At 68.9% G+C, this 22,463-nt stretch carries 17 protein-coding genes; 7 read left to right on the top strand and 10 right to left on the bottom strand.

The features are described from left to right. Positions 1-54: 54 nt before the first annotated feature. Entirely contained in the window at positions 55-2,145 is a 2,091-nt protein-coding gene (locus tag JW876_07925; GenBank protein MBN1885433.1) for a S9 family peptidase, read from the bottom strand. A 123-nt stretch (positions 2,146-2,268) separates the two neighbouring features. Here JW876_07925 and JW876_07920 point away from each other — a divergent pair, with 123 nt between their 5' ends. Then, positions 2,269-3,042, top strand: a complete 774-nt coding sequence (locus tag JW876_07920) for a macro domain-containing protein (GenBank protein ID MBN1885432.1) — start codon at positions 2,269-2,271, stop codon at positions 3,040-3,042. Between the two features lie 22 nt (positions 3,043-3,064). On the opposite strand, the gene JW876_07915 is transcribed toward JW876_07920, so the two are convergent. The 3 genes from JW876_07915 to JW876_07905 all read right to left on the bottom strand — a co-directional run bounded on the left by JW876_07915 (position 3,065) and on the right by JW876_07905 (position 9,017). Continuing rightward, a complete protein-coding gene (locus tag JW876_07915; GenBank protein MBN1885431.1) occupies positions 3,065-5,221 on the bottom strand; it encodes a VCBS repeat-containing protein in 2,157 nt (718 codons plus the stop codon). 213 nt (positions 5,222-5,434) lie between these two features. After that, on the bottom strand, positions 5,435-6,886 hold the full coding sequence (locus JW876_07910; GenBank protein ID MBN1885430.1) for an amidophosphoribosyltransferase: 1,452 nt from the start codon (positions 6,884-6,886) through the stop codon (positions 5,435-5,437). A gap of 130 nt (positions 6,887-7,016) precedes the next feature. Further along, positions 7,017-9,017, bottom strand: a complete 2,001-nt coding sequence (locus tag JW876_07905) for a S9 family peptidase (GenBank protein ID MBN1885429.1) — start codon at positions 9,015-9,017, stop codon at positions 7,017-7,019. 103 nt (positions 9,018-9,120) lie between these two features. Here JW876_07905 and JW876_07900 point away from each other — a divergent pair, with 103 nt between their 5' ends. The 3 genes from JW876_07900 to JW876_07890 all read left to right on the top strand — a co-directional run bounded on the left by JW876_07900 (position 9,121) and on the right by JW876_07890 (position 12,753). Continuing rightward, positions 9,121-10,614, top strand: a complete 1,494-nt coding sequence (locus JW876_07900; GenBank protein ID MBN1885428.1) for a hypothetical protein — start codon at positions 9,121-9,123, stop codon at positions 10,612-10,614. A 68-nt stretch (positions 10,615-10,682) separates the two neighbouring features. After that, on the top strand, positions 10,683-11,690 hold the full coding sequence (locus JW876_07895; protein ID MBN1885427.1) for an RluA family pseudouridine synthase: 1,008 nt from the start codon (positions 10,683-10,685) through the stop codon (positions 11,688-11,690). A 97-nt stretch (positions 11,691-11,787) separates the two neighbouring features. Beyond that, the gene (locus tag JW876_07890) at positions 11,788-12,753 is read left to right on the top strand and encodes an aminopeptidase (GenBank protein MBN1885426.1); all 966 of its coding nucleotides are present in this window, start codon (positions 11,788-11,790) and stop codon (positions 12,751-12,753) included. A gap of 70 nt (positions 12,754-12,823) precedes the next feature. Here JW876_07890 and JW876_07885 read toward each other — a convergent pair whose 3' ends face one another. Together JW876_07885 and JW876_07880 are read right to left on the bottom strand one after the other, a co-directional pair. Further along, positions 12,824-13,714 (bottom strand): M48 family metallopeptidase, encoded by an 891-nt coding sequence (locus JW876_07885; GenBank protein MBN1885425.1) that lies wholly within the window; start codon positions 13,712-13,714, stop codon positions 12,824-12,826. 51 nt (positions 13,715-13,765) lie between these two features. Next, a complete protein-coding gene (locus tag JW876_07880; GenBank protein MBN1885424.1) occupies positions 13,766-14,320 on the bottom strand; it encodes a LemA family protein in 555 nt (184 codons plus the stop codon). Between the two features lie 442 nt (positions 14,321-14,762). Between JW876_07880 and JW876_07875 the strand changes: the two genes are divergently transcribed. Beyond that, positions 14,763-15,602 carry a hypothetical protein gene (locus JW876_07875; GenBank protein MBN1885423.1) on the top strand — a complete coding sequence of 280 codons (840 nt, stop codon included), beginning with the start codon at positions 14,763-14,765 and terminating at the stop codon, positions 15,600-15,602. A gap of 112 nt (positions 15,603-15,714) precedes the next feature. Here the strand turns inward: JW876_07875 and JW876_07870 are convergent, their stop codons facing one another. The 3 genes from JW876_07870 to JW876_07860 form a co-directional block, all read right to left on the bottom strand. Further along, positions 15,715-18,165, bottom strand: a complete 2,451-nt coding sequence (locus JW876_07870; protein ID MBN1885422.1) for a hypothetical protein — start codon at positions 18,163-18,165, stop codon at positions 15,715-15,717. 31 nt (positions 18,166-18,196) lie between these two features. Next, positions 18,197-19,852: a sodium:solute symporter family protein gene (locus tag JW876_07865; protein ID MBN1885421.1), complete on the bottom strand. Its 1,656-nt coding sequence runs from the start codon at positions 19,850-19,852 to the stop codon at positions 18,197-18,199. Between the two features lie 170 nt (positions 19,853-20,022). Continuing rightward, the gene (locus JW876_07860; protein ID MBN1885420.1) at positions 20,023-20,745 is read right to left on the bottom strand and encodes an NAD-dependent deacetylase; all 723 of its coding nucleotides are present in this window, start codon (positions 20,743-20,745) and stop codon (positions 20,023-20,025) included. Positions 20,746-20,882: 137 nt separating this feature from the next. Between JW876_07860 and JW876_07855 the strand changes: the two genes are divergently transcribed. Together JW876_07855 and JW876_07850 are read left to right on the top strand one after the other, a co-directional pair. After that, the gene (locus JW876_07855) at positions 20,883-21,122 is read left to right on the top strand and encodes a glutaredoxin family protein (protein MBN1885419.1); all 240 of its coding nucleotides are present in this window, start codon (positions 20,883-20,885) and stop codon (positions 21,120-21,122) included. Beyond that, positions 21,119-21,463: a ferredoxin:thioredoxin reductase gene (locus tag JW876_07850; protein ID MBN1885418.1), complete on the top strand. Its 345-nt coding sequence runs from the start codon at positions 21,119-21,121 to the stop codon at positions 21,461-21,463. Before JW876_07855 ends, JW876_07850 begins: the two co-directional genes overlap by 4 nt. A gap of 136 nt (positions 21,464-21,599) precedes the next feature. Here JW876_07850 and JW876_07845 read toward each other — a convergent pair whose 3' ends face one another. Continuing rightward, a complete protein-coding gene (locus JW876_07845) occupies positions 21,600-22,142 on the bottom strand; it encodes a hypothetical protein (GenBank protein MBN1885417.1) in 543 nt (180 codons plus the stop codon). Positions 22,143-22,463: the final 321 nt, after the last annotated feature.

Genomic DNA, 22,463 nt, shown 5'->3' with positions numbered 1-22,463 from the left:
GGGGCGCCCGAAGGCGCCCCGTCGTCGTATCGATCGCATCCGCCCGCCTGGCGGCTATTCCGCCACGGCTTCGGCCGGTTCCGCCGGCGCCCCGTCCCGGACGAGCCACTGCTCCATCCAGTCGAGGATCGACGCGTACCAGAACCGCGCGTTGTGCGGCTGGAGTATCCAGTGGTTCTCGTCGGGGAAGCGGATCATCTTCGAGGGTACGCCGAGCCGCTGCAGGGCGGTGAACATCGTCTCGCCGCCGGTGATCGGCACCCGGTAGTCGAGCTCCCCGTGGATGATGAGGTGGGGCGTCGAGAAGTTCTTCGCGTAGCGGATCGGCGCCATCTCGTCGTAGAGATCGGGGTTGTCCCACGGCGTGCCGCCGAGTTCCCACTCGGGGAACCACAGCTCCTCGGTGGAGCCCCAGCTCGACCACTGCTCGGCCTCGCCGGCGTGCGAGACGAGACAGGAGAACATCCCGTCCTCGTTGTGCCCCTGGAGCCAGTTGCAGACGAAGGCGCCGAAGGAGCCGCCCCACGCCCCCACCCGCTCCGGGTCGATCCACTCGTTGTCGGCGAGGACGCGCCGGACTCCTGCCCTGATGTCCTCGATGACCTTGCCGCCCCAGTCGAGATTGATTCCGTCGGTGAACTCCTGCCCGTAACCGGTCGAGCCGCGCGGGTTGCAAAAGAAGACGGCGAAGCCCGCGCCGGAGAAGACGGCGAACTCGTGCCGGTAGGCGTAGCCGAACATCTGCTGCGGACCGCCGTGGATGCGGACCATCATCGGGTATCGCTTCGACGGATCGAAGTCGATCGGCTTGACGAGGAAGCCGTGCACCTTCGCGCCGCCGGCCCCCTCGTACCAGATCTCCTCGGCGTCGGGAACGTGGTGCGCCGCGTAGAGCTCGCCGTTGACGTCGGTGAGCTGCTTCACGCCGCGTCCCTTCCGGTCGCAGCGGAAGATTTCGTAGTAGTGCGTCATCGGCCGGTAGAGATAGACGAAGAAATTCTCTTTCGGCCCGGCGTCGACGCCGAGGTGATAACCGCGCCCCGCCGGTCCGTCGCCGCCGATCACGAGGCGCACCTCGCCTCCCTTCGCCGGCACGGCGAAGAGATCGATGTTCGCCCGGTCCTCGGCGGAGATGTAGATCTGTTTGCCATCGTCGGCCCAGAAGAAGGATCCCACGGAACGGTCCCAGTCCGGAGTGAGCGAGCGGGGCTCGCCGCCGGGCAGCTCCTTCACCATCAGCTCGTAGCGGTCGCTCTCGTAGCCGGGGCGCCGCGTGGCGCGCCAGGCGAGGCGCTTCCCGTCGGGCGAGAGGCGCGGGTGGGAATCGGCCGCCGGGTTGTCGGTGATCCGCTCGACGGGGCCGCCGGCGAAGGAGACCTTCCAGATCTCCTCGTTGTAGGAGACGGCCTGGTTCTCGTCCTGCTTGCCGGAAAAGTAGAGCGTCGTCCCGTCGGGCGAGAGGTCGAAATCGCGCCCCGCCGAGGCGAGCCAGTAGGTGAGGGCGTCGAAGCGGAGGTCGGGCGTGAGATCGCGCGGTTCCCCGCCGTCGCGGTCGACGACGAAGAGATGCTGGACCTTGCCGTCGTCGTAGGTGTCCCAATGGCGGTACATGAGCCGCTCGTGGACCATCGCCGACACCTTCTCCTTCTCCTTCGCCTCGTCCTTCTCGCGCACGCAGTCGAAATCGGCGCAGCCGGGATGGATGCGCGCGGTGAAGACGAAGCCCGAGCCGTCGGGAAGCCAGACCATGTCGCCCACGCCGCCGGGGACGTCGGTGACCTTGCGGGCCTCACCGCCGTCGACGGCGATGACCCAGATCTGGTTGCCCTCCTCGCGCGAGGAAAGGAAGGCGATGAGCTTTCCGCAGGGCGACCAGACGGGATGGCCGTCGCCCTTCGAACTCGTCGTGAGACGCCTGGCCTCGCCGCCCGAGGCGGGCATCAGCCAGATGTCCGAGTCGCCGCGGTTCTCCTCGAAATCGGTGACGGTGACGACGTAGGCGAGCCACGCGCCGTCGGGGGAAAGCGCCGGCGAGCCGACGCGCTTCATCCTGTGCAGGTCGTCCGGCGTCCACGGGGCCTTCTCCGCGACGGCGCCCGCCGCGACGAGAAGGAGGGCCGCCAGGACGATGATCGTGCGCTTCATGGCGCTCCTTTCGGTTGATGTGCGTCCCGAATCCGGTCTGGCCTTCGAACCGGCGAGGTGGTAGTGTATGCGAAATATCGCCTGCGGACAACACAAACGAACGCGACGCCCGGGAGGTGACCGATGATCTTCGCCGACGAGGCCGACGACCGGAAGACGATCTTCGTGAAGGCGCTGAAGAAGCGGCGGACCATGGCCCTCGTTTGTCCGATCCTCGATCGCCTCGAGGCCTTCGTCGACGGCGGGGCCTCCCCCGACGACGCCATCGCCGCCATCAGGCGGGGCGCGCGGGAGGCGGAGCGGATCGATTCGGATTTCCGCAAGCGCCCCGACGTGATCCTCGCCGGGATCGCGATGGACGAGAACCGCCACATCACGGAGATCGGCGACACGGCCGTCTCGGTGCGCCTGGGCGACGTCACGGCCGTCTTCGCCGACGCGATCCTCTCCCCGACCGGCCCCGACGGCAGGATGCGCTCGGGCGCGGCGGACGCGATACGCGAGGCCGGCGGCGACGGGATCGAGGCCGAGGCCGTCTCGAAGGCCCCCCTCGCGGGCGCCGTCGCGACCGGTCCCGGCTCGCTGCCGCACGTCAACGTCATCCACGCCCCGGCTGCCGGCGAGCCGGGCGGTCCCGCGTCGCCCGAGCGTGTCGAGCGGGCCGTCGCGGCCGCCCTCGCCCTCGCCGCGGAATTGTCGCTCGAATCGGTCGCGATCCCGGGGGTTGGAACGGTGGACGGCGGTCTGTCGCCGGAGGCATCGGCCGGGGCGATCGTCCGCGCCCTCGCCGCGCACCAGGCGGCGGCCCCGGCGAGCGTCATCCTCGTCGCAGCGGACGAGGAGACGGCCGACGCCTTCGCCGCAGCGCTCGAGGCGCACGACGCGGCGAACAACTGAGCGCCGGTCAACCGGTCCGTTCCTACTTCTTCAGGTTCTCCAGGATCACCAGGGCAGTCGAGTTCCTGACGACGGCGAGATCGAGATCGCCGTCGCCGTCGGCGTCGAGCGGCTGGAGCGCCGTCGCGATGCTCTGGACGAGGTAATCCACCCGTCCCCCGAACGCTCCCGTGCCGTCGTTCAGGAGCACGGTGACGACCTTGTCGCCGGAGCTGCCGATCGCCAGGTCGACGTCGCCGTCGCCGTCGAAATCGCCCCCGCAGACCACCGTTGGTTCGTACCCGGCCCCGAATGCCTCGGATGCGGAGAATTCCCCGTCGCCGAGGTTCAGCCACACGCTCACCGTGTTGTCGTCCTTGTTGATCGCGACGAGATCGTCGTCACCGTAGCCGTCGAGGTCGCCGGCCCATACGGCGCAGCAGCCGGCTCCACCGGCCAGGGTCGACAGCGTGAACGCGCCCTCCCCCTGGTTGCGCCACCGGTGGACGACATTGCCGCTCAGGGAACCGTGCACGAGATCCATGACGCCGTCCCCGTCGGGATCGATGGCGATCGCCTTCGTGCTTCCATTGAGAACCGCGAACAGCGGCGAGACCGCGCCGAACACCCCGCCCCCCGCGTTGGGCAACACGGCCAGATTGCCATAATGGGACATGACGGCCAGATCGATGTCGCCGTCGCCGTCGAGTTCGGCGGCGCAGATCCCCGCCAATCCCGCGCCGACATCGTAGGTTCCCGCGGCGATGAAATCGCCGCCGACACCGGAGAGCACGCTGACGTCCTGCGACTCCCTGTTCGCCACCGCGAGATCGATGGATCCGTTTCCGTCGAAATCCCCCGCGCAGAGCGATACGGGTCCGTCCCCGGCACCGCGTCTCAACGTATCAGCGAAGCCGCCGTTCCCGTCGTTCTTGAAGATCCAGACCTCGTCGTCGCATCGATCGGTCGTCGCCAGATCGGTATCGCCGTCCCCGTCGAGATCCGCGGCGAGAAGATCGTACGCGCACTGGGCGAGTGTCCATTCGGAGCCGGGGAAATACCCAGCGCCGTCGTTCGGGAAGATGTTTATCCGGCTGCTTCCATGGTCCACGACGACGACATCGTTGTCGCCGTCGCCGTCGACATCCGCGGCGCACCCTCCCATGCAGTCTCCGCGGGAATAGACATGGAAGCCGAACCCGCTGGAGAGCTGCACGATGCAACCGCCGTGCTCCATTATCTTGACGATATCGTCGCGGCCTTCGCCGTCGATGTCCGCAACGCGCAGTCGCATGGCCGCCTGCGTTCCGATCAGTATCGAGTGCAGCCCGCCGAAGGTCCCGTCTCCCCCGTTGTAGAGGTAATCGTCGTTCGAGCCGGCCCCGATGTAGAGATCCCGGTCGCCGTCGCCGTCGATGTCGCAGAGTCCGACACCGGTCGGTCCCGGATCCGTCGCGTACGCCGCGCGCGACGCGTAGGTGCCGTCGCCCCCGTTGAGGAGCACCGAGACGGTGTTGTCGTCGCGGTCGGCCGTCACGAGATCGATGTCGCCGTCGCCGTCGAGATCGCCCGCCGTGAGGGACCGGGCCCCGTCACCGACGGCGTAGTCGGCCTGCGCGGAGAATTCCCCGCCGTCGTTCAGGCAGACAGACACGACGGCCGGTTCGTCATCGCACGAGACGGCCACGTCGAGATCGCCGTCGCCGTCGAGATCCTCGACGATGACCGCGTTGGCGCCGGTCCCGAGGCCGGTGTTGACGCCGGCGGCGAATTCCCCGCGACCGTGATTGAAAAGCACGGCGAAGAGCGGGGCGTCCCCGTTGCTCGCGACGACGAGATCGATCGCCCCATCGCCGTCGATGTCGCCCGCGGCGATGTCGCGCGGCCCGGTGCCGGCGGCCGCGTCGCTCTGCTCGCCCAGCACGCCGCCGCCCTCGTTCAACCGGACCGAGACGGTGCCCTGGGTGAAATTCGCCGTCGCCAGGTCCAGGGCCCCGTCACCGTTGAAATCGCCGGCGCAGACGGCGACGGGACCGTTGCCGGTCGTGTAATCCGTCGCCACGTCGAAGAGGGGCGCCGTCGAGACGGCGTCGGAGGATTTCGTCTCGCAGACGGGGCACGAGGCGTCGTCGCTGCAGGAAGCGAGAAGCGCCGCGCAGGCGAGAACGATGCAACAGAACGAAGGAAGCCGCGACCTCATGCCGATCCTCCCGTGCCGGGGTGCATGCGGGCACTCGGTGCGTGCCGCCGTGACCGGCGGCCGTCGAGGCGGGCGTCCGCCATCATGACGCGTGTTGCGTATCCTGAAGATGGATAGACCGGGCGACAGCATACTCCGCCGCCGGACGGGACACAACCGGAAACCAAGGCGAGAACCGTTATTTTGTATTTCCTGTTTTGGCGTTCCCGGACGCTACCGCGCCGCCGCGGAGGTCTTCTCGCCCGCCGCCGCGCGATCCCCCCGCGGGCGCGGGTACTCGCCGGTCCAGCAGTAGGTGCAGAGACGCGTGCGCGGCAAACCGATCGCCTCGATCATGTCGTCGAGGGTCTGGTAGCGCAGCGTCGTCGCCTCGATGTCCCGCCTGATCCATTCGACCATCCGCGCGTACTCGTCGCTCGAGGGGTCGAGGTAGCGCGAGACGTCCTCGACGTCACCGCCCTCGATATCGCTGATGGCGCGGCGGGCGGCGAGCTCGTGGAGACCACGCGTGGAGAGATTGAACCGGCAGGGATACATGAGGGGCGGACAGGCGGGGCGCACGTGGATCTCCCGCGCACCCCGGTCGAGGAACTTGCCGATCGTGTGGTTCTTGAGCTGCGTGCCGCGGACGATCGAGTCCTCGCAAACGACGATGCTGTTCCCGTCGATGATGTCGCGGTTCGCCACGAGCTTCATCCGGGCGACGAGATCGCGGGTCTCCTGCGTGGGCGGGATATACGAACGGCCGTAGCCGGGCGTGTACTTGACGAGCGGCCGCCGGTAGGGGATGCCCGACTCCATCGCGTAGCCGATCGCGTGGGCGACGCCCGAGTCCGGAATCCCGCAGACGACGTCGGCCTCGATGTCGCCGTCGCGGCGGGCGAGGCAGCGGCCGCAGCGCTCGCGCACCGTCTCGACGTTGATCCCCTCGTAGTCGGAGGAGGGAAATCCGGTGTAGATCCAGAGGAAGGCGCAGATCTGCTCGACGCCGTCGCCGGCGCGCTGCTGTTGGAGCCCGTCGCGGGTGACGAGGGCGATCTCCCCCGGGCCGAGGCAGACGTGGGTGCGGAAGCCGTTGTTGAGGAAGGCGGTCGTCTCGGAGGTGACGGCCCACCCGGACGGACCCTTCCCCACGGCGAGGTGGGAGTAGCCGTACCGGTCGCGCGCGGCGTAGATCCCGTCGCGGTGGAGGATCAGGAGCGAGCATGAGCCGTCGATCGCGTCGAACATCCGCTCGATGCCGTCGATGAGGCTCCTGCCGCTCGTGATGAGCTTTGCGACGAGTTCGGTGGTGTTGACCACGCCGTCGCCGACCTCGCTGAAGGTGATCCCCTCCTCGAGCATCCGCCGGGCGAGCTCGTGCGCGTTGTCGATGAATCCGTCGGTGACGATGCAGAAGGGGCCGAACCGCGAGTTGAGGTAGATCGGCTGCTCCTCGGATGCGCTGATGACGCCGATGCCGCTCGAGCCGCTCATCCGGTCGAGATCCTCGTAGAATTTCGACTTGAACTGGCTCTGGCTGATGTTGTGGATCTGGCGCTCGAAGTCCTCGCCGAGGACCGCGACTCCGCCGAACTGGGTGCCCAGGTGCGAGTGGTAGTCCGTCCCGTACAGCAGCGTCCTGGTGCAATCCTCCTTCGAGACGACGCCGAAGAGTCCGCTCATCCGATACCTCCGCTGTCGTGAATCTGGTTTCGTCGCGGATGCGAAAAAGGGAGTGTACCGCCGCCTGGCGGCCTGCTCAAGCGGAATATTCGGACGCCCGGAACCGGGCAGGTCGGGGCGCCGCGGGAAGTCAGCGCAGGCGCCGCTCGTACCAGTCGACGATCCGCTCGACGAGATCGACCTGGTGGCGGATCTCGCCGAAACCGTGCCCCTCGCGCGGATAGACGACGAGTTCGGTCTCCGTTCCCGTCTGTCGCAGGCCGCGGTAGAGCTCGTAGCCCTGCCCCGCCGGCACGCGGACGTCCGCGGCGCCGTGGAGGACGAGCGTCGGCGTCGAGGCCCGTGCGACGAACTCGACGGCGGACCGGTTCCGATAGGCCTCGGGACGGCGGTAGGGCACGTCGCGGAGGTATTGCTCGAGGAACTGCGGGGTGATGTCGGTCGTGCCGTGGAAGGAGAACAGATCGGTCACGCCCGCCCCGACCACCGCCGCCGCGAAGCGGTCGGTCTGCGTGACGGCCCAGGCGGCCATGTAGCCGCCGTAGCTCCACCCGCCGATCCCGATGCGGGCCGGATCGGCCCAGCCCTCGTCGACGAGAAGGTCGGCCCCGGCCATGACGTCCTCGAAATCCCCGCCGCCCCAGTCGTCGAAGTTGGCGCGCGCGAAGCCCGTGCCGTACCCGACGCTGCCGCGCGGGTTCGGCAGGAGGACGGTGAACCCGCGGCAGGCGAGCGGAATGGCCCATTCGTGCCACGTGCCGTGCCAGCCGAGCCACCACGCCCAGGAAGGTCCCCCGTGGACGATGACGACGGCGGCGCCCCGTCCGTCGCGCTTCGCATCCGGGGAGGTCACGAGCACCCCCTCGACCGCCGTACCGTCACGGCTCGTCCACCGGACGACGCGCATGTCGGGGAGCTGGCGGGTTCCGAGCCAGGGATTGAGGTCGGTCAGGCGCTTCGGCCCGCCGAACCAGCCCCCGTCGTCGGCCCAGACCTCGGGGGGCTTGCTTGCCGAGCCCCGGAGGAAGGCGAAACACCGGCCGTCGGCCGAAACGTCGAACGGCGACGCGAGAAAGGAGTAGGGCACGAGCAGTTCCTCGCGGCGATCCACCTCTCCGTCCTCCACGGCGACGACGGAGAGGGTTCCGCGGACCCCCGCCATCTCGAAGACGGCAATGTGCTCGCCGTCCGGCAGCCAGCGCGGCGCGCGGAATGCGCCCGCGTGACGCGCGCCGATCCGCCGCACCTCTCCCCCACCAGCGGGCACGACGCCGACAAGGGGCGCGGGCACGGTGATCTCCGGGTGCGCCTCGCGCAGCTCGAAGGCGATTTGCTCGCCGCCGGGCGACCACGAGGGCGTGCCGACCGCATGGCCGGCGAGCGCCGTCCGCTCGCCGTCGCGCAGCGAGAGGATCTCCAGGCGCCCGTTCCAGTAGGTCTCGCCGCTCGTCGGTCGGTCGGCGACGACGATGGCGATCCGCTCGCCGCCGGGCGACCAGGCGGCCGAGGTCACGTGGAGACCGGGGGGCGTCACCGCATCGCCGGCTCCCGTCTCCAGGTCGACGATCCGGAGGCGGGCGAAGCGGTCGTCCTGGTCGACGACCCGCTCGTCGTCTCCCCGCGCGCGGGCCGCCTCGGTTGCCGCGGAGAGGGTGTCGACGACCGTCACGGCGAGCCGGCGCCCCTCCGGCGACCACGCGAAAAAGCCGACGCCCTCGCCGAAACCGGTGATTTTCCGGGGCTCGCCCCCGTTCCGCCGGACGACCCAGACCTGCGCCGTCCCGCTCTCGTCGCGATCGGAGAGGAAGGCGACGCTCCACCCGTCCGGCGACCACCGGGGCATCCGTTCCATCGAGGGCCCGGAGGCATATCGCCGCGGGGGACGCGAACCGTCCGCCGGGGCGATCCAGAGATCGCCGTGGGAACGGCGCTCGCCGCGGAGCGTATCGGGCGGCTCGGCGACGATGAAGGCCACCCAGCCGCCGTCCGGCGAGATCGCCACGTCGACCGCCAGGCGCAGGCGGTACAGGTCGGCGGCGTCGAAACAGCTTCCGCGCGAGGCGCGCGGCGACGCGCCGAGGAGGACGGCGGCGGCGATTGCCGTCGACAGCACGATCTTCCCGGCCCTCATGCGGCACCTCCCGGCGTCATGGATACGTTCTCTCTCCGTCATCCGGCGGGGACAGGATAGCAGACGCCCGGGCGCTGGCAAGAAATGAATGCCGAAAAGGTGCATGACGCGATCCGGCCTCTCCGCTAGAATGCGGGGCACGACCATGGCGACGCAGACCGGCAACATGGACGCCGGCGCCCTCGACCGGGCGCTCGGCACGACGCGGGGGACGCTCGCCCTCTGCCTCCTCCTCTACCTCCTCTGCGCCGCCGCATACCACGGCATCGGCGACAACTACCCCTTCAACGACGATTTCTCGTGGATGCGGGCGGCCCGCGAGGAGATGACGCCGGGGAACCTCGCGACCTTCCAGGTGGTCTCCTTCTTCCGGCCCCTCGTCAACCTCTCCTTCTGGGGCCTCGAACAACTCGCGCCGGGGAAGATCCCCCTCGCCGCGTCGATCAACCTCCTTTTCCACGTCGTCTGCGCCGTCCTCGTCTTCCATCTCCTCGCGCGGCTGCTTTGCGACCGGGCGACCGCCGCGCTGGCGGCGGTCCTCTTCGCCGTCTCGAGCGTGCACGCGGCGGCGATCCTCTGGATCAGCGCCCGCACGACGCTTTTCTCGACGGCCTTCCTGCTTTTCGCGCTCCTCGCCGCCACCGGCGAACGGCCCGGTCCGCGCGCCAGGACGGCCCTCTTCACGATCCTCTTCGTTCTCGCCCTCGCCGCGAAGGAGACGGCGGTGGCGGGCCTTTTCCTCCTCCTGCTCCTGCGCTTCGCGCCGGCAGGCGCCGGCGGGCGGTTCGTCGGCCGCGAAACGATCGTGGCGGCCCTCGTCGCGACGGCGCTCTACCTCGCCTTGCGGCAATCGGTGATGGGAGGCTTCCTCAAGAGCGACTGGGGCCCCGGCCCGCACGCCCTCCGCAATCTCGCCGGCGGCGTCCTCGCGCAGCTCTACCCGTGGCCGCTGCTGAGCCTCGCCTGGCCGGCCGGGACGCACGTTGCCGCGTCGACCCATCCCTTCGCGCCGGAGATCGTCGCCCTCCCACTGCTGCTTTTCCTCTTGTGGACCGGCGAGGAGACGGGACGGCGGCGCGCCTTCGCTTTCGCCGTCGGCTGGACCGTCATCGCCCTTTTGCCGGCGGCGCCCTTCCGCTACCGGTTCTTCTCGAGCGAATCGATCACGCAGGGCCGATACTACTACCTCTCATCGGTCGGCTCGACGCTGATCGTCGCGCTCCTCCTCTCGCTGCTCGTCAATCGGGGCGGGCGGCGGCGGATCGCCGGCCTGCTCCTTCTCGCCGCCGTCGTCGCGGGCTCCCTCGTGCGGATCGACCGGCTCGAGAAGAAATGGGACGAGTTCACCGGGATGTACCGCCACACGGTCGCGGCGATCGTCGCCGAGGCCGACGCGCGCCCCGGCACGGCCAGGATCTGCGTGGAGGACCCGCCGATGGCCTTCCCCTATCTCGCCGACGCCGTCCGCCTCGAGCGCCCGGAACTCGACGTCGTCGAGGTGGCGGGCGACGAGGCCGTGCGGCGACGGCGCCCCTGCCTCTACATCCGCTACGAGGGAACGTATCCGAAACGGATGCGGATCGAGGCGATCGAGTGACCGCCGCCCCCGTCGGGGCGGCGGAACGAAACGACCGGCGCCTGCCGGCGCCGGGGAACGGAGACGAAATGCGGCGGATCGAGATCGGCGAGGAGTGGGCCGGAACGAGGATCGATCGCCTCGTGCGGGCCCTCGCGCCCGGCCTCTCCTTCGCCGGCGCGCAGGCTTTCCTGCGGCGCGGGCCCGTCACGCTGAACGGGCGCCGGGCGCGCGGCGGCGAGCGTCTCGCCGCCGGCGACGTCGTGGAGATCGACGAGGCGGCCCTCGCCGGCGGCGGCCGTGCCGACGCCCCGGCGCCGGCCGGATCCGGCCTGGCCCGTCCGCGAGCTCCGGAACCGCCTGGCGCAGGGGCGGGCGGCGCGGCCGGCGGACCGGCGCGCCTCGGCCCCGGCGAACGCGGGGTCTCCGCTCTCTACGAGGACGGGCAGGTGATCGTCATCGACAAGCCGGCGGGGCTTCCCGTCCAGCCGGGCAACGAGCCGGCCCTCGGCTCGGTGCTCGATCTTCTCGCCGCCCGCCGGGCCGCCTCGGCCGGCGACGAAGCGGAAACGCCCCCCTTCCCCTGGACACCCGTCCACCGGCTCGACATCGGCACGACCGGCGTGCTCGTCTGCGCGAAGACGCGCGTGGCCGCCCGGTCGCTCTCGGCGGCCTTCCGGGAGGGGCGGGTACGCAAGATCTACGTCGCCGTCACCGACGGCGTCCCTGATCCGCCGGCGGGGACCGTCGACGCGCCGATCGCCGTTTGCAAGAACCGGTCGTCCCTGGCGCGCGTCGACGCGGAGGGCCGCCCCGCCCGCACGGCCTACCGCCTTCTCCGCCGCCTTCCCGGCGGGCGGGCGCTCGTCGAGGCGGCGATCGAGACGGGACGGACCCACCAGGTCCGCGTCCACCTCGCCTCGATCGGCTGTCCGGTCGCGGGCGACCGCCTCTACGGGCACGGCGGCGGCCCCCTGCTCCTCCACGCGCGGCAACTGGATTTCCCGCATCCCGCGACGGGAAGGACGGTCGCGGTCAAGGCCCCCCTCCCGGCCGTCTTCCCGCCGCTTGAGGCCGACGGCGGGGAAAAACCGTGAACGATCGTTCGTCATCTGGTAGGATGGTCGGCGCGCCCGGGGCGAACGGGACGGAAGCCGGCTCCCGCCGGCGGCACACGTGACGAAAGGATTATCCATGGACAGGAAACTGATGGACGCGGCGATGATCGCCGTCAGGGACTGCCTCAAGGTGACCGCCGGCGAGAAGCTCCTCGTCGTCACCGACACCGAACTGGCCGACATCGGCGAGGCCCTCTTCGTCCAGGGCAACGAGCTCGGCGCGCTCGCCATGCTCATCAAGATGTACCCCCTGAGCCGGAACGGCGAGGAGCCTCCCGCGCCGGTGCTCGAGGCGATGCTCTCCTCCGACGTCGTCGTCGCCCCCACCTCGAAATCGCTCACCCACACGGCGGCCCGGCGCGCGACCTGCGCGAGGGGCGGCCGCGTGGCGACGATGCCGGGGATCACCGTCGACACGATGGTCCGCTGCCTCAACGCCGACTACTACGCGATCGCCGAGCGGACGAAGCGCGTCACCGCGCTCCTCGACGCGGCGAAGGTCGCTCGCGTCACCACCGCCGCGGGGACCGACATCACGATCCCGATCGACGGGATCGACGCCATCTCCTCGACGGGCCTCATGCACGAGCCCGGCTCCTTCGGCAACCTCCCCTCCGGCGAGTCCTACATGATGCCGAAGGAAGGCGCAACGAACGGCGTCTTCGTCGTCGACGGCTCGATGGCCGGCATCGGCGATCTCACCGGGAAGACGCCGATCACGATCCGCGTGGAAGACGGCTACGCCGTCGAGATCACCGGCGGCCCGGAGGCGGCCCTCCTCGAGTCGAAGCTTGAGCCGCTCGGCAAACCGGCCCGCAACGCGGCCGAGCTCGGGATCGGCACGAACGACGCCGCCCGGATCATCGGAAACATCCTCGAGGACGAGAAGGTGATGGGGACGATCCACATCGCCCTCGGCAACAACATGTCGATGGGAGGAACGATCGACGTGCCGATCCATCTCGACGGGATCGTCAGGGATCCGACCGTCGAGCTCGACGGCACGGCGATCATGAAAAACGGGAAGCTCCTCGTGGACTGACCGATCGACGCGCGATGACAGGCGATACACGGCCGCCGGCCCCGCCGGCGGCCGTTTCGCGCCGATACGCTCACATCGACATGATGCGCTCGATGCGTTCCTCGATCGGCGGATGGGTGCTGAAGAGGGATTTCGCCCGTTTCTCGAAGGGCTTGATCGGATTGACGATGTAGAGGTGCTGCGTGGCGCGGTTCGCCGCCTCGAGCACCTCGCGGTCGCCGGAGATCTTGCGCAGGGCGCCGGCGAGCCCGGCCGGGTAGCGGGTGAGCTGCACCGCCGAGGCGTCGGCGAGATACTCCCGCTGTCGCGAAACGGCGAGTTGCAGCAGCTTGGCGAAGATCGGCGCGACGATCGCGAGCAGGATCGCCACGACGGCGAAGATCGCATTGCCCCCGTCCTTCCCCCCGCTCTTCCGGCGGCGGCCGCCGCCCCACAGGAACGAGCGCATGAAGAAGTCGCTCAGCAGGACGATCGAGCCCACCATGATCCCCACCATCATCGAGAAGAGGATGTCGCGGTTGCGCACGTGCGAGAGCTCGTGCGCCATCACCCCCTGGAGCTCGTCGCGCGTGAGCTTCTCGAGGAGCCCGGAGGTGATGGCCACCGCGGCGTGTTCGGGATCGCGCCCCGTGGCGAAGGCGTTCGGGGCCGTGTCGTCGATGAGGTAGACGGCGGGCATCGGCAGCCCGGCGGCGATCGAGAGCTCCTCGACGACGTTGAAGAGCTGCGGGGCGTCCTTCTTCTCGATCTTCTTCGCCCGGCTCATCGTCAAAATGATCGAACCGCCCCCGAAAAAGGAGACGAGCGAGGTGACGACGGCGACCGCCACGGCGAGGCCGACGCCGAACCACGAGTTGCCCCAGTACTCGCCGAGCGCCCAGCCGAGCAGGAGAAGCACCGCCGAGACGACGACGACGAGCAGCCACGAGTTGCGCCTGTTCCGCGCGATTTCCGCGTACACCGTGCGTTCCTTTCCCCGGCGAAACGATCCCGCCGCACCGGGCCGGACCCCCTACGAGAAGTCGACCTTCGGCGCCTCCCGCTGCGCGGCGTCCTCCAGCTCGAAGAAATCGCGCGGTTTGAATCCGAACATGCCGGCGACGACGTTCGAGGGGAAGACCTCGGTGCGGGTGTTGTAGACCATCACCGTGTCGTTGTAGTGCTGGCGCGCGAAGGAGATCTTGTTCTCCGTCGAGACGAGCTCCTCCTGCACGGCCATCATGCTCTGGTTGCCCTTGAGGTCCGGGTAGTTCTCCACGACGGCGAAGAGCGAGCGGAGCGTCTGGGAGAGGAAGTTCTCCGCCTTCGCCTGGTCGGCGACGCCGCTCGCGTCGATCGCCTGCTGGCGGGCCTTCGTGACGTTCTCGAGCACCTCTCGCTCGTGCTTGAGATAGCCTTTCGCCGTTTCGACGAGGTTGGGAATGAGGTCGTAGCGCCGCTTGAGCTGCACGTCGATCTGGGCCCACCCGTTGTCGCAGCGTTTCCGCAGGCGGACGAGGGTGTTGTAGATGCCGATCGCGGCGAAGAGAAGTACAACGAGCACGATGAGGACGATCCAGCCGATCATCGGATACCTCCGGTTTGCGTTCCGGGGCGGACGGCCGGGCCGGCCGTCTGCGTCTGCCGATATATACCGCGTCCGGCCGTGGATATTCAACCTATTAGCGCCCCGGCGGCGGATTCCCCCGCGCAAGCCGCGCGCTGCACGTCCAACCGCGTTCGTGCGCATTGCGACGATCCGTGGCGTTGGAAAACGCGAACAACCGGAAATCCAAGGGAGTACTGGACATAAGGCGCCATGTCGCCGCCCGATACACCGGTCCGTGGCAGAATGAGAATCGAGAAGGAACGTCCCGCCCTCGCCCGGGGCAGCGCCGGCAAAATGCAACCGCCTGTGAAACAAGGTGATGAGTCGCCCCGGCCGGCCCCGCGACCGTATGGCATACCCCTTGCTGAAACGCTCGTCCGAGGGGACGTACAGGACTCACTGGAGAGAAGGAGGTCTCACCATGAGGAAAGTCTTCGTAGTCCTGATGGGTCTCATGCTGAGCGTGCTCGTTATGTCGTGCTCAGATGACGATTCCACGGTGACGCCGACCCCGGAACCGGCCGATTTCGAGATCACCACGGCCACGGTTCCCGCGGGTTACACCTGTTCGCCGTACGCCATGCAGCTCGAGGCCGTCAACGGTTCCGAGCCCTACTCGTGGTCGCTCGCCATCGGCAGCTCGCTTCCCGCGGGCTTCAGCATGACGGCTGACGGCGAGATCGTCGGCATGACGGACGACGCCGGGGAATGGACGTTCACGATCGAGTGCACCGACGCGGGCAGCGAGACGGTCTCCATGCCGTACACGCTGACGATCGACGTGCCCGAGAACCCGTCGCTCGCCATCTTCTTCGACGGCGACGCCACGGTCTGCGCGGCCAACACGTCCGCGTTCACCCAGCTCGACTGCTACGTCTACATCATGCTCGAGGGCAGCGGGGTCGATTGCGCCCGCGCCTGCGAGTTCATGCTGACGCTGACCGACAGGGAAGGCGTCTCGCTCGAGGCGGGCTCCCAGTACGGTATCGTCAACGTCACGCATCCCGACCATGTCGCCTTGACGATGGGCGACCCGTTCAACGGCATCGCGATCTCGTTCAACCGCCCGATGCTGGCGTACGAACCGATCCACGTCGCGAGCTTCGGCCTGCTTCTCATGCAGAACCTCGAAGACCTGAACTTCAACTTCGAGCCCATGCCGAGCAGCGGTCTGCTGGGCATCGCGACCTGCGAGGACGGCTACCCGACGGTATCGGTCGGCGGCAGGAAGGCAGCGGTCAACTACGACATGACCTTCTAGTCCGAAGAGAACCGGAAAAGAAACGGCCCCTCGGGAACCGGCGGTTTGCCGCCGCTCCCGGGGGGCTTTTCTTTTCTTCCGCCGTTTGCCTTCCGGTCGTTCCCCCCGCCCGCTACCGGAGGAATCGTTCCCGCAACCGGTCGATGAGTTTCTCGGCGCCCTTCTTTTTCGCGCCCTCGAGATCGAGGACCGCCGTGGGCTTTTTCACCGTTCCGCCGACGGTGAAGTGGAGCAGGAGGTTCCCGTTCCCGTCGCGGAGCAGGTCGACGAGCTCGCCGTATTTCGCCAGGTCCTTCATGTCGCGCTGGACGGCCGGCGGGATGCTGATTTGGACGTCGTAGTCGAGCGAGCCGTCGAACCCGAACGAACCGCGGACGAGCCAGTCCCCCGTTTTCGACGAGATCGCCCAGTCCTCCGCGTGCACGCGCCCCCCGGCGATGTCGAAGGCGCCGGCCAGTTGCCGGATGTCGACCGACTGGATGCTGGAGAGGTCGATGGGCGCCGACGACGCGAGCGGGGCGATGAACCGGTCGAGTTTGAGCGATCCCCGGCTCGACGCGGCGTTGCCCGCTGCGGTCAGCGTGGCGATCGGATCGATCCCCTCGCCGGCGAAGAGAGTCGCCGTCGACTCGATCGAGAAGGTCCCCGAGAGAACGCCCGCCGCGACCGGGAAGGGCGCGAGGGCCGTGGCGGCATCGATCTCGTTCAGCGAGATCCGGAGATCGGTCTTCACCTTCGCCGGATCGCGCAGATCGACCGTCGCGACGGCGCTCCCCTCCCCGCCGGCGTAGCGGAAACGGACGGGATCGACGGTGATTTGCCCGTTCGCCGCGCGGCCGCGCGAATCGATCTGCGTGGCCGTCGCCCCCTTCGCGAGCAGGGTGTCGATCCGCACCGAGAAGGCGGTGCGTTTGAGAAGGACGATCGCCGGTCCCGCCGCGGGCGAAGCGGAGAGGGCGCCCGCCGTCCCGCCCCCGGCCGGCGGCCGCGCGGCGATCCGTTCGGCCCCCGTCCGCTGGAAGGGACGCGCGTCGAAGGCGCGGCCGGAGAGATCGAATCGAGCGTCGGGAACGTTCTCCATCTGGTCGAGGACATCGAGGAGAGGAGCGTCGGGCCTGTCGCGCAGGACGAGGGCCAGTTCGGCGAGGGCGGGGAAGGCGTTCTTCATCCCGCCGGTCAGGCGCCATGGCCGGCCGCCGACAGTGCACCTCGCGTCGACGTTATCGATGTCGCCGCCCGCGATCGTCGCGGACAGGTCGAGATCCGCGACGCCGAGCGGGGCGCCCTCGCGCGACAGGGCGATCTTCTCCGTCTCGATCGAGCCCGCGACGGCCGCGTTGCGCCATGCCCAGCCGATCGTTTTCGGCTCCATCTCGCGGGTTCCGGCCGGGAAGAGCGCCGCAAGGGCCGCCGGGCGGCCCGAGACCTCGAGACGCAACCGGGCCGCGCCGGAGATCGCCGCGCCCTCGACGCGCAACGCCGCGGCCAGGTCGGCCGCGTCGATCGCCGCGTCGACCGAGACGGCCGCCGTCTCCGGATCGAGGCCGTTCGCCGTCTCGATGCGGAACCCGGCCTTCGCCGTCGAGCGCCCGAGCACGACGTCGAGTTCCTCGGCCGCGAGACCGCGGTCGGTCATCGAGACCGTCCCGTCGATACGGATTGGAACGGCGAGCGCCGGGTGCGTCACCTGGACACCGGCGAGCGAGATCTCGCCGTCGATGCCCATGTCGGAGAGAAGGGCCATGCTGCCCCGGGCCTTCACCGTCGCGTTGAACGAGCCCGCGGTCACTTCCGCGGCCGGCCTGTCGGCGATTTCCCGCTCGCCGCGGTCGAGATCGGCCGCGGCACGGAGGGCCGCGAGTTTCGCCGCGACGGGCGCGGCCGGCGCCGGCGGCACGGTCGCGTCGAGATCGACCACGCGCCGGTCGTGCAGTTCGGACACGGTGCCCGTGACGACGACCGTCGCCAGGTCGTCCCACGAGATCGTCGCCTCGCGGATCGAGACGTTCTCGTAATCGGCGTCGACCGCCGCATCCACCTCGAGGCGGAGTCGCTCCGCGACGATCGGGGCCGCTCCCGCCCCGCGGCGGACGGCGATTGTATCGGCCCGGAAACCTGCCTGCACGTCGAAGGCGTTTCCTGCCGGCCTGGCCGACAAAACGGCCGAGAGACCGCGGACGTCGATCTTCCTGCCCCCCGGAGCGCCGGAGACGCCGAGCGAGGCGCCGTCGATCTCGACGCGGTCGATCTCCGGCCGCCGCCGGATCAGGGACACAAGCTTCGCCCGGACGATCGTCTTTCGGGCCACGAGCGCGATCGTCTCGCCGCCGGCCGTCGTCTTCTCGACGGAGAGCTCGCCGATATCCACGCCGAAACCGAAAGGGAACCTGACGCCGATCGTCTCGAAGGCGACGCTCGCCCGGGTGGCGCGTTCGATCCGCGGCACGACGAGCGTGCGGAGCTTCTCCGGCGTGAGGACGATCCTGATGGCGACGCTCGCGGCGACGACCAGGAACAGGATGACGGCGACGACGATCAACGCGGATTTCTTGCCCCTCGACATGGCGCTCTCCCTGTAAAGGCCCGTAACGGTCTCACTCTACCCCGGCGGGCCGGCGAAGGCAACCGCGATCGCCCGTCGTGTGGCCTGACCGGCGCGTCCACACGGCCATGAGAGCCGTCTGGACGCCGGAGAGCAACAGGAAGAACCACAACCACGCGGGGAACCCGCCCAACGACGGCCGCGACGAGTTCCACCACCACCGGTCGACGGCGAGAGCGAGAAGAAGCGCGAATGCCGCACCGAACGCGGCGTTCCGGCGCGAGACCGGCGCCCGGAGACGAATCCGCCGGCTTGCGGCGAGGGCGACGGCGGCGTAGACGCCGGCCGCGGCGGCGACGGCGGGAAAAACGGGCAGGAACCCCCCCGTGGGAACGATCCCCGCCATGGCGAGGAAAACGACCGCCTCGCCGGCGATGATCGAGAGGATGGCCGCCGGCGCGCTCGGTTGTTCGAGGTAGAGGCCGAAAAGGACCGTCGGAAAGAGGACGGCGAGGCCGGTGAACGCCTGCGTGGCGATCGCGAGGATCGTCCCCGGCGGATCGACGGCGAAAAGCAACCCCGCCGCCGCGAGAACCGGCACGAAGATCCGCCCGGCCATGCTCTCGCCCGCGCCCGGCGACCTTGAGACGAGCGGCCACACGTCGCGTCCGAAGATCGAACCGAGCGTGAGGAGCTGCGAATCCATCGTCGACATGAGGGCGGCGAGCCCCGCCGTCATGATCAGGGCCGCCATCGTCTCCCCGCAGAGCGGCCCGAGCATCGCGGGAAGGATTTGGTCGGCCGCGGCCCCCTCGAGGCCGGGAACGGCGAGGCGTCCCATGACCCCGAGCGCGACGGGGAGAAAGAAGACGCCCGTGCAGACGGCCGGATACCACAGCATGGCGCGCCGGATGGCGGCCACGTCCCTCGCCGCGTAGAACCGCTGGAAGAGCTGCGGGAACATCGGGTCGCAGAGGAACCAGAGCAGAAGGTAGCTGAGCCAGATCTCCGGCGTGAACCGTCCCTCCCCGCCGGGACGCGAGAGCAGCGCGGGATGCGCATCGCGCAGCGAGGCGTGTATCCGCTCGAAGCCGCCGAGGCGGCCGGCGACCGTGACGAACGCCGCCACGAGGAGACCGACCATCAGCAGTCCCTGGAAGACGTCGGTCCAGGCGACCGCCCGGAGACCGCCGCGGAGCACGTACAGGACGATGGCGACGGTCACGAGCGCCGCCCCGGCCGCATGGGGGATGCCGAAGAGCTCGCGCAGGACATAGCCGCCGGCCATCGGCTGGAGGGCGATGTACGGCACGGTGAAGACGATCATGACGAGCGCGAAGAGCCCCGCCAGCGGGCGGCTTCCGTAGAGGAACGAGACGAGCTCGGCGGGGGTGACCAGCCCGCGCTCCCTGCCGATCAGGTGGATCTTCCGGCCGACGACCCAGAAGGAGAGCGCCATGAAACCGGTGCCGAACCCGACGATCGGGAAGAAGGCGTAGCCGTCGCGATACCCGGCGCCCGAGGCGCCGAACACGGTGAAGGCGGAGAAATTCGTGGCCGCCATCGTCCCGAGGAACACGAGCCCGCCGAGTGTGCGCCCGGCGAGGAAGTACTCCTCGGGCCCGCTGCGCCAGCGCGTGCGCGCCGCGAGCCCGATCGCGACGACGGCGGCGAGATACACGGCGATGACGACGATCCCGGTCTCCATCGATACCCTCCCGCGGAAAAAGGACACGGCCACCCCGCAAGTCGGGATGGCCGCGGCCTGGACATAACTTGCACCCACGCGTTCCGTCGGCCGAAATCATCGCACGCGCGCCGGATCGATCCAAGCGAAAACGCGCCGGGCGCCGGCCGGGGATTTCCGCCGGCCCGGTCTCACAGCCGATCGTGGAGGAAGGCGAAGACCGTCTCGAGCTCGTCGTAGCGGAGCGCGGCGTAGCGGTCGAGCGGGGTCGGCATGCGGTTGACGATGACGATCCTGCCGCCGTGCTCGATCGTATAAAGCGGGAAATGGGCGGCCGGGGTCACGACGAGCGAGGAGCCGAGGACGAGCAGCAGGTCGGCCCGCGCGCACTCCCGGACGGCCCCCTCGATCGCCCGCGCCGGCAGGGCCTCGCCGAAGAAGGTCACGTCCGGCTTGATCGCGCCGCCGCAGTCGCACCACGGCACCTCGTCGCGGCGGACGATCGCGGCGATCTCGGCGAAGGAGAACTCCCGGCCGCAGTCGAGGCAGCGATGCACCGACGGGGTGCCGTGCACCTCGATGACCGTCCGCGAGCCGGCCTTCTGGTGGAGAAGATCGATGTTCTGCGTGATGACGGCGCGGACGATCCCCGCCTCCTCGAGCCGCGCGAGCTCGGTGTGGACGATGCTCGGCGTCTTCCCGTCGAGGTCGTAGATGAAGTTTTTCGTATGGCGGTAGTAGTACGCGGGATCGTCGACGAAATGGCGGATGTCGAAGACGCGGTCGGCGTCGAGCGTCCGGTAGAGGCCGTTCTCCCCGCGGAAATCCCTGATCCCCGACAAGGTCGACACCCCCGCGCCGGTGAATGCGACGACGTGGACCGACGATTCGATCAGTTCGGCGAGTCGTTCCATCGACATTCCTCCCGCCGGCGGCCCGAGGCGTCCGGGCGCGATTACCGGTTGCCCCGCGGCGCCGACTGTGCGAAGATACTCCCGATCATCAACAGCGGGCAAGGAGGAACGGCGTGAGCGACACCCCGTCGGTGTTCATGTACACGATCAGCACGTGCAGCCACTGCAGGGCGGCCAAGCGCTTCATGGAGGAGTGCGGCGTGCCATACGAATTCGTCGACGTCGACCTCCTCGAACAGGACGAGAAGAAGAAGGCAGTCGACGAGATCAAAGAACTCAACCCGCGCCGTTCCTATCCGACGATCGTCATCGGCGGCGACGTCGTCATCGTCGGATTCAGGGAGGACGAGATCAGGAAGGCGCTGAAACTGCCATGACCGAGGCCGAAAAGCTCTACGAGCGGCTCAAGCCGCTGCAGGAGAAGAAGGGGTATTGCTTCAACGACGACCGCGAGCGCACCCTCGAGCTCCTCGAGGGGCTGCTCGTCAACCGCGAACGGTACGGCTACCTGGCCTGCCCCTGCCGGCTCGCCTCGGGGAACCGGGAATGGGACGCCGACATCATGTGTCCCTGCGACTACCGGAAACCCGACGTCGCCGAGTTCGGCTCCTGCTTCTGCAACCTCTACGTCTCGCGGGAATGGAACGAGGGCACGATCCCCCGCGTCTTCGTCCCGGAACGCCGCCCGCCCGGGAAATCCGACCACCCGGAGCGGTGACGGACCCGCCGCCGGGCGCCGGTTGTGTGCCCTTCGCGCCGGTGGCGACGCCCGCCTCCGCGGCGGAGAATACGCGAGTCGGGCGCTCCCCGGGGGGAACGCCCGACCGGCAGGAGAGATCACCGTCTCTATCCCGCTATTTCAGCATCGACTTGATCGCTCCCCAGCTCTCCTCCTCCACGCCGATCGATGACGGGCAGATCGTCGCGGTCAGCCCGACCGCATCGAAGAGGACGTTGTCGGGCCACATCGCCGCCTGGACGAGCCCCGTGTCGGGGTGCGGCCCGACGACGATCGGCACATCGTTCCCGATCGCGTCGCAATCGCCGGTCAGAATGAAATGGACGGTCGCCATCAGGTTGTAGCCGGGCACCCAGCCGTTCAGGGGCGGCCAGAAGGAGAGGGAGACGCCCGAGGTCGTCTGGCCCATCGAGAGGGAGGCGGTGAATTCCTCGCCCGTCCAGATCATGGCGGCAGGATAGGTCACCTTGAACTCGGCGGCCGTGACGTAGCATTCGAATCCGACCGCGAAGACGTATCCGTCCATCGCGACCATCGGCAGGGGATCGTCGAGCGTGTTCACCGACGCTTCCGCGTCGAAGAAGAAGCCGATCGCGGGATCGGCCAGGATCGCGGCGGGAACCAGCAGCACCAGGAGAAATGCGATAGCGTGTCTCATCGAAGCACCTTTCGTCGTTGTCGTTTCTCGTTTTGTATCGTCTCCGGTATCGGTCGCGGGGCGGCGGCGGTGACGGCGGATCCACCTCCTTCCGGCCGTCTTCCGTCCGGCGTCGGTCGCCGCGCCCTCTTCGGCCGCGGCACACGCTCTTGTCTACGGCCGGTTTTCCGGACCGGTTTCAAACAGGCGGTTCAAATGAGTGATATCCCCCACGCGGGGCGGCCGGAAGGGCGGGGCGGAAAAAAGAGCGCCGGCCGTGAAACTTATCGGCGCGCGGACAGTATACAAGAAGACCATGCGCGGATCGGGCGCATGTCTCGA

The organism is Candidatus Krumholzibacteriota bacterium, assembly GCA_016931295.1.
GTDB lineage: Bacteria > Krumholzibacteriota > Krumholzibacteriia > Krumholzibacteriales > Krumholzibacteriaceae > JAFGEZ01.
The sequence above is the reverse complement of the archived record's forward strand: the minus strand, read 5'-3'. Positions and strand labels throughout refer to the sequence as shown.

Bases quoted from the DNA above. Each gene is read 5' to 3' on its own strand.
- JW876_07850 (MBN1885418.1), top strand. From the start codon at position 21,119: ATGACCGAGGCCGAAAAGCTCTACGAGCGGCTCAAGCCGCTGCAGGAG.
- JW876_07900 (MBN1885428.1), top strand. From the start codon at position 9,121: ATGACGCGATCCGGCCTCTCCGCTAGAATGCGGGGCACGACCATGGCG.
- JW876_07860 (MBN1885420.1), bottom strand. From the start codon at position 20,745: ATGGAACGACTCGCCGAACTGATCGAATCGTCGGTCCACGTCGTCGCA.
- JW876_07925 (MBN1885433.1), bottom strand. From the start codon at position 2,145: ATGAAGCGCACGATCATCGTCCTGGCGGCCCTCCTTCTCGTCGCGGCG.
- JW876_07855 (MBN1885419.1), top strand. From the start codon at position 20,883: ATGTACACGATCAGCACGTGCAGCCACTGCAGGGCGGCCAAGCGCTTC.
- JW876_07890 (MBN1885426.1), top strand. From the start codon at position 11,788: ATGGACAGGAAACTGATGGACGCGGCGATGATCGCCGTCAGGGACTGC.
- JW876_07845 (MBN1885417.1), bottom strand. From the start codon at position 22,142: ATGAGACACGCTATCGCATTTCTCCTGGTGCTGCTGGTTCCCGCCGCG.
- JW876_07895 (MBN1885427.1), top strand. From the start codon at position 10,683: ATGCGGCGGATCGAGATCGGCGAGGAGTGGGCCGGAACGAGGATCGAT.
- JW876_07875 (MBN1885423.1), top strand. From the start codon at position 14,763: ATGAGGAAAGTCTTCGTAGTCCTGATGGGTCTCATGCTGAGCGTGCTC.
- JW876_07870 (MBN1885422.1), bottom strand. From the start codon at position 18,165: ATGTCGAGGGGCAAGAAATCCGCGTTGATCGTCGTCGCCGTCATCCTG.
- JW876_07905 (MBN1885429.1), bottom strand. From the start codon at position 9,017: ATGAGGGCCGGGAAGATCGTGCTGTCGACGGCAATCGCCGCCGCCGTC.
- JW876_07865 (MBN1885421.1), bottom strand. From the start codon at position 19,852: ATGGAGACCGGGATCGTCGTCATCGCCGTGTATCTCGCCGCCGTCGTC.
- JW876_07910 (MBN1885430.1), bottom strand. From the start codon at position 6,886: ATGAGCGGACTCTTCGGCGTCGTCTCGAAGGAGGATTGCACCAGGACG.
- JW876_07915 (MBN1885431.1), bottom strand. From the start codon at position 5,221: ATGAGGTCGCGGCTTCCTTCGTTCTGTTGCATCGTTCTCGCCTGCGCG.
- JW876_07920 (MBN1885432.1), top strand. From the start codon at position 2,269: ATGATCTTCGCCGACGAGGCCGACGACCGGAAGACGATCTTCGTGAAG.
- JW876_07880 (MBN1885424.1), bottom strand. From the start codon at position 14,320: ATGATCGGCTGGATCGTCCTCATCGTGCTCGTTGTACTTCTCTTCGCC.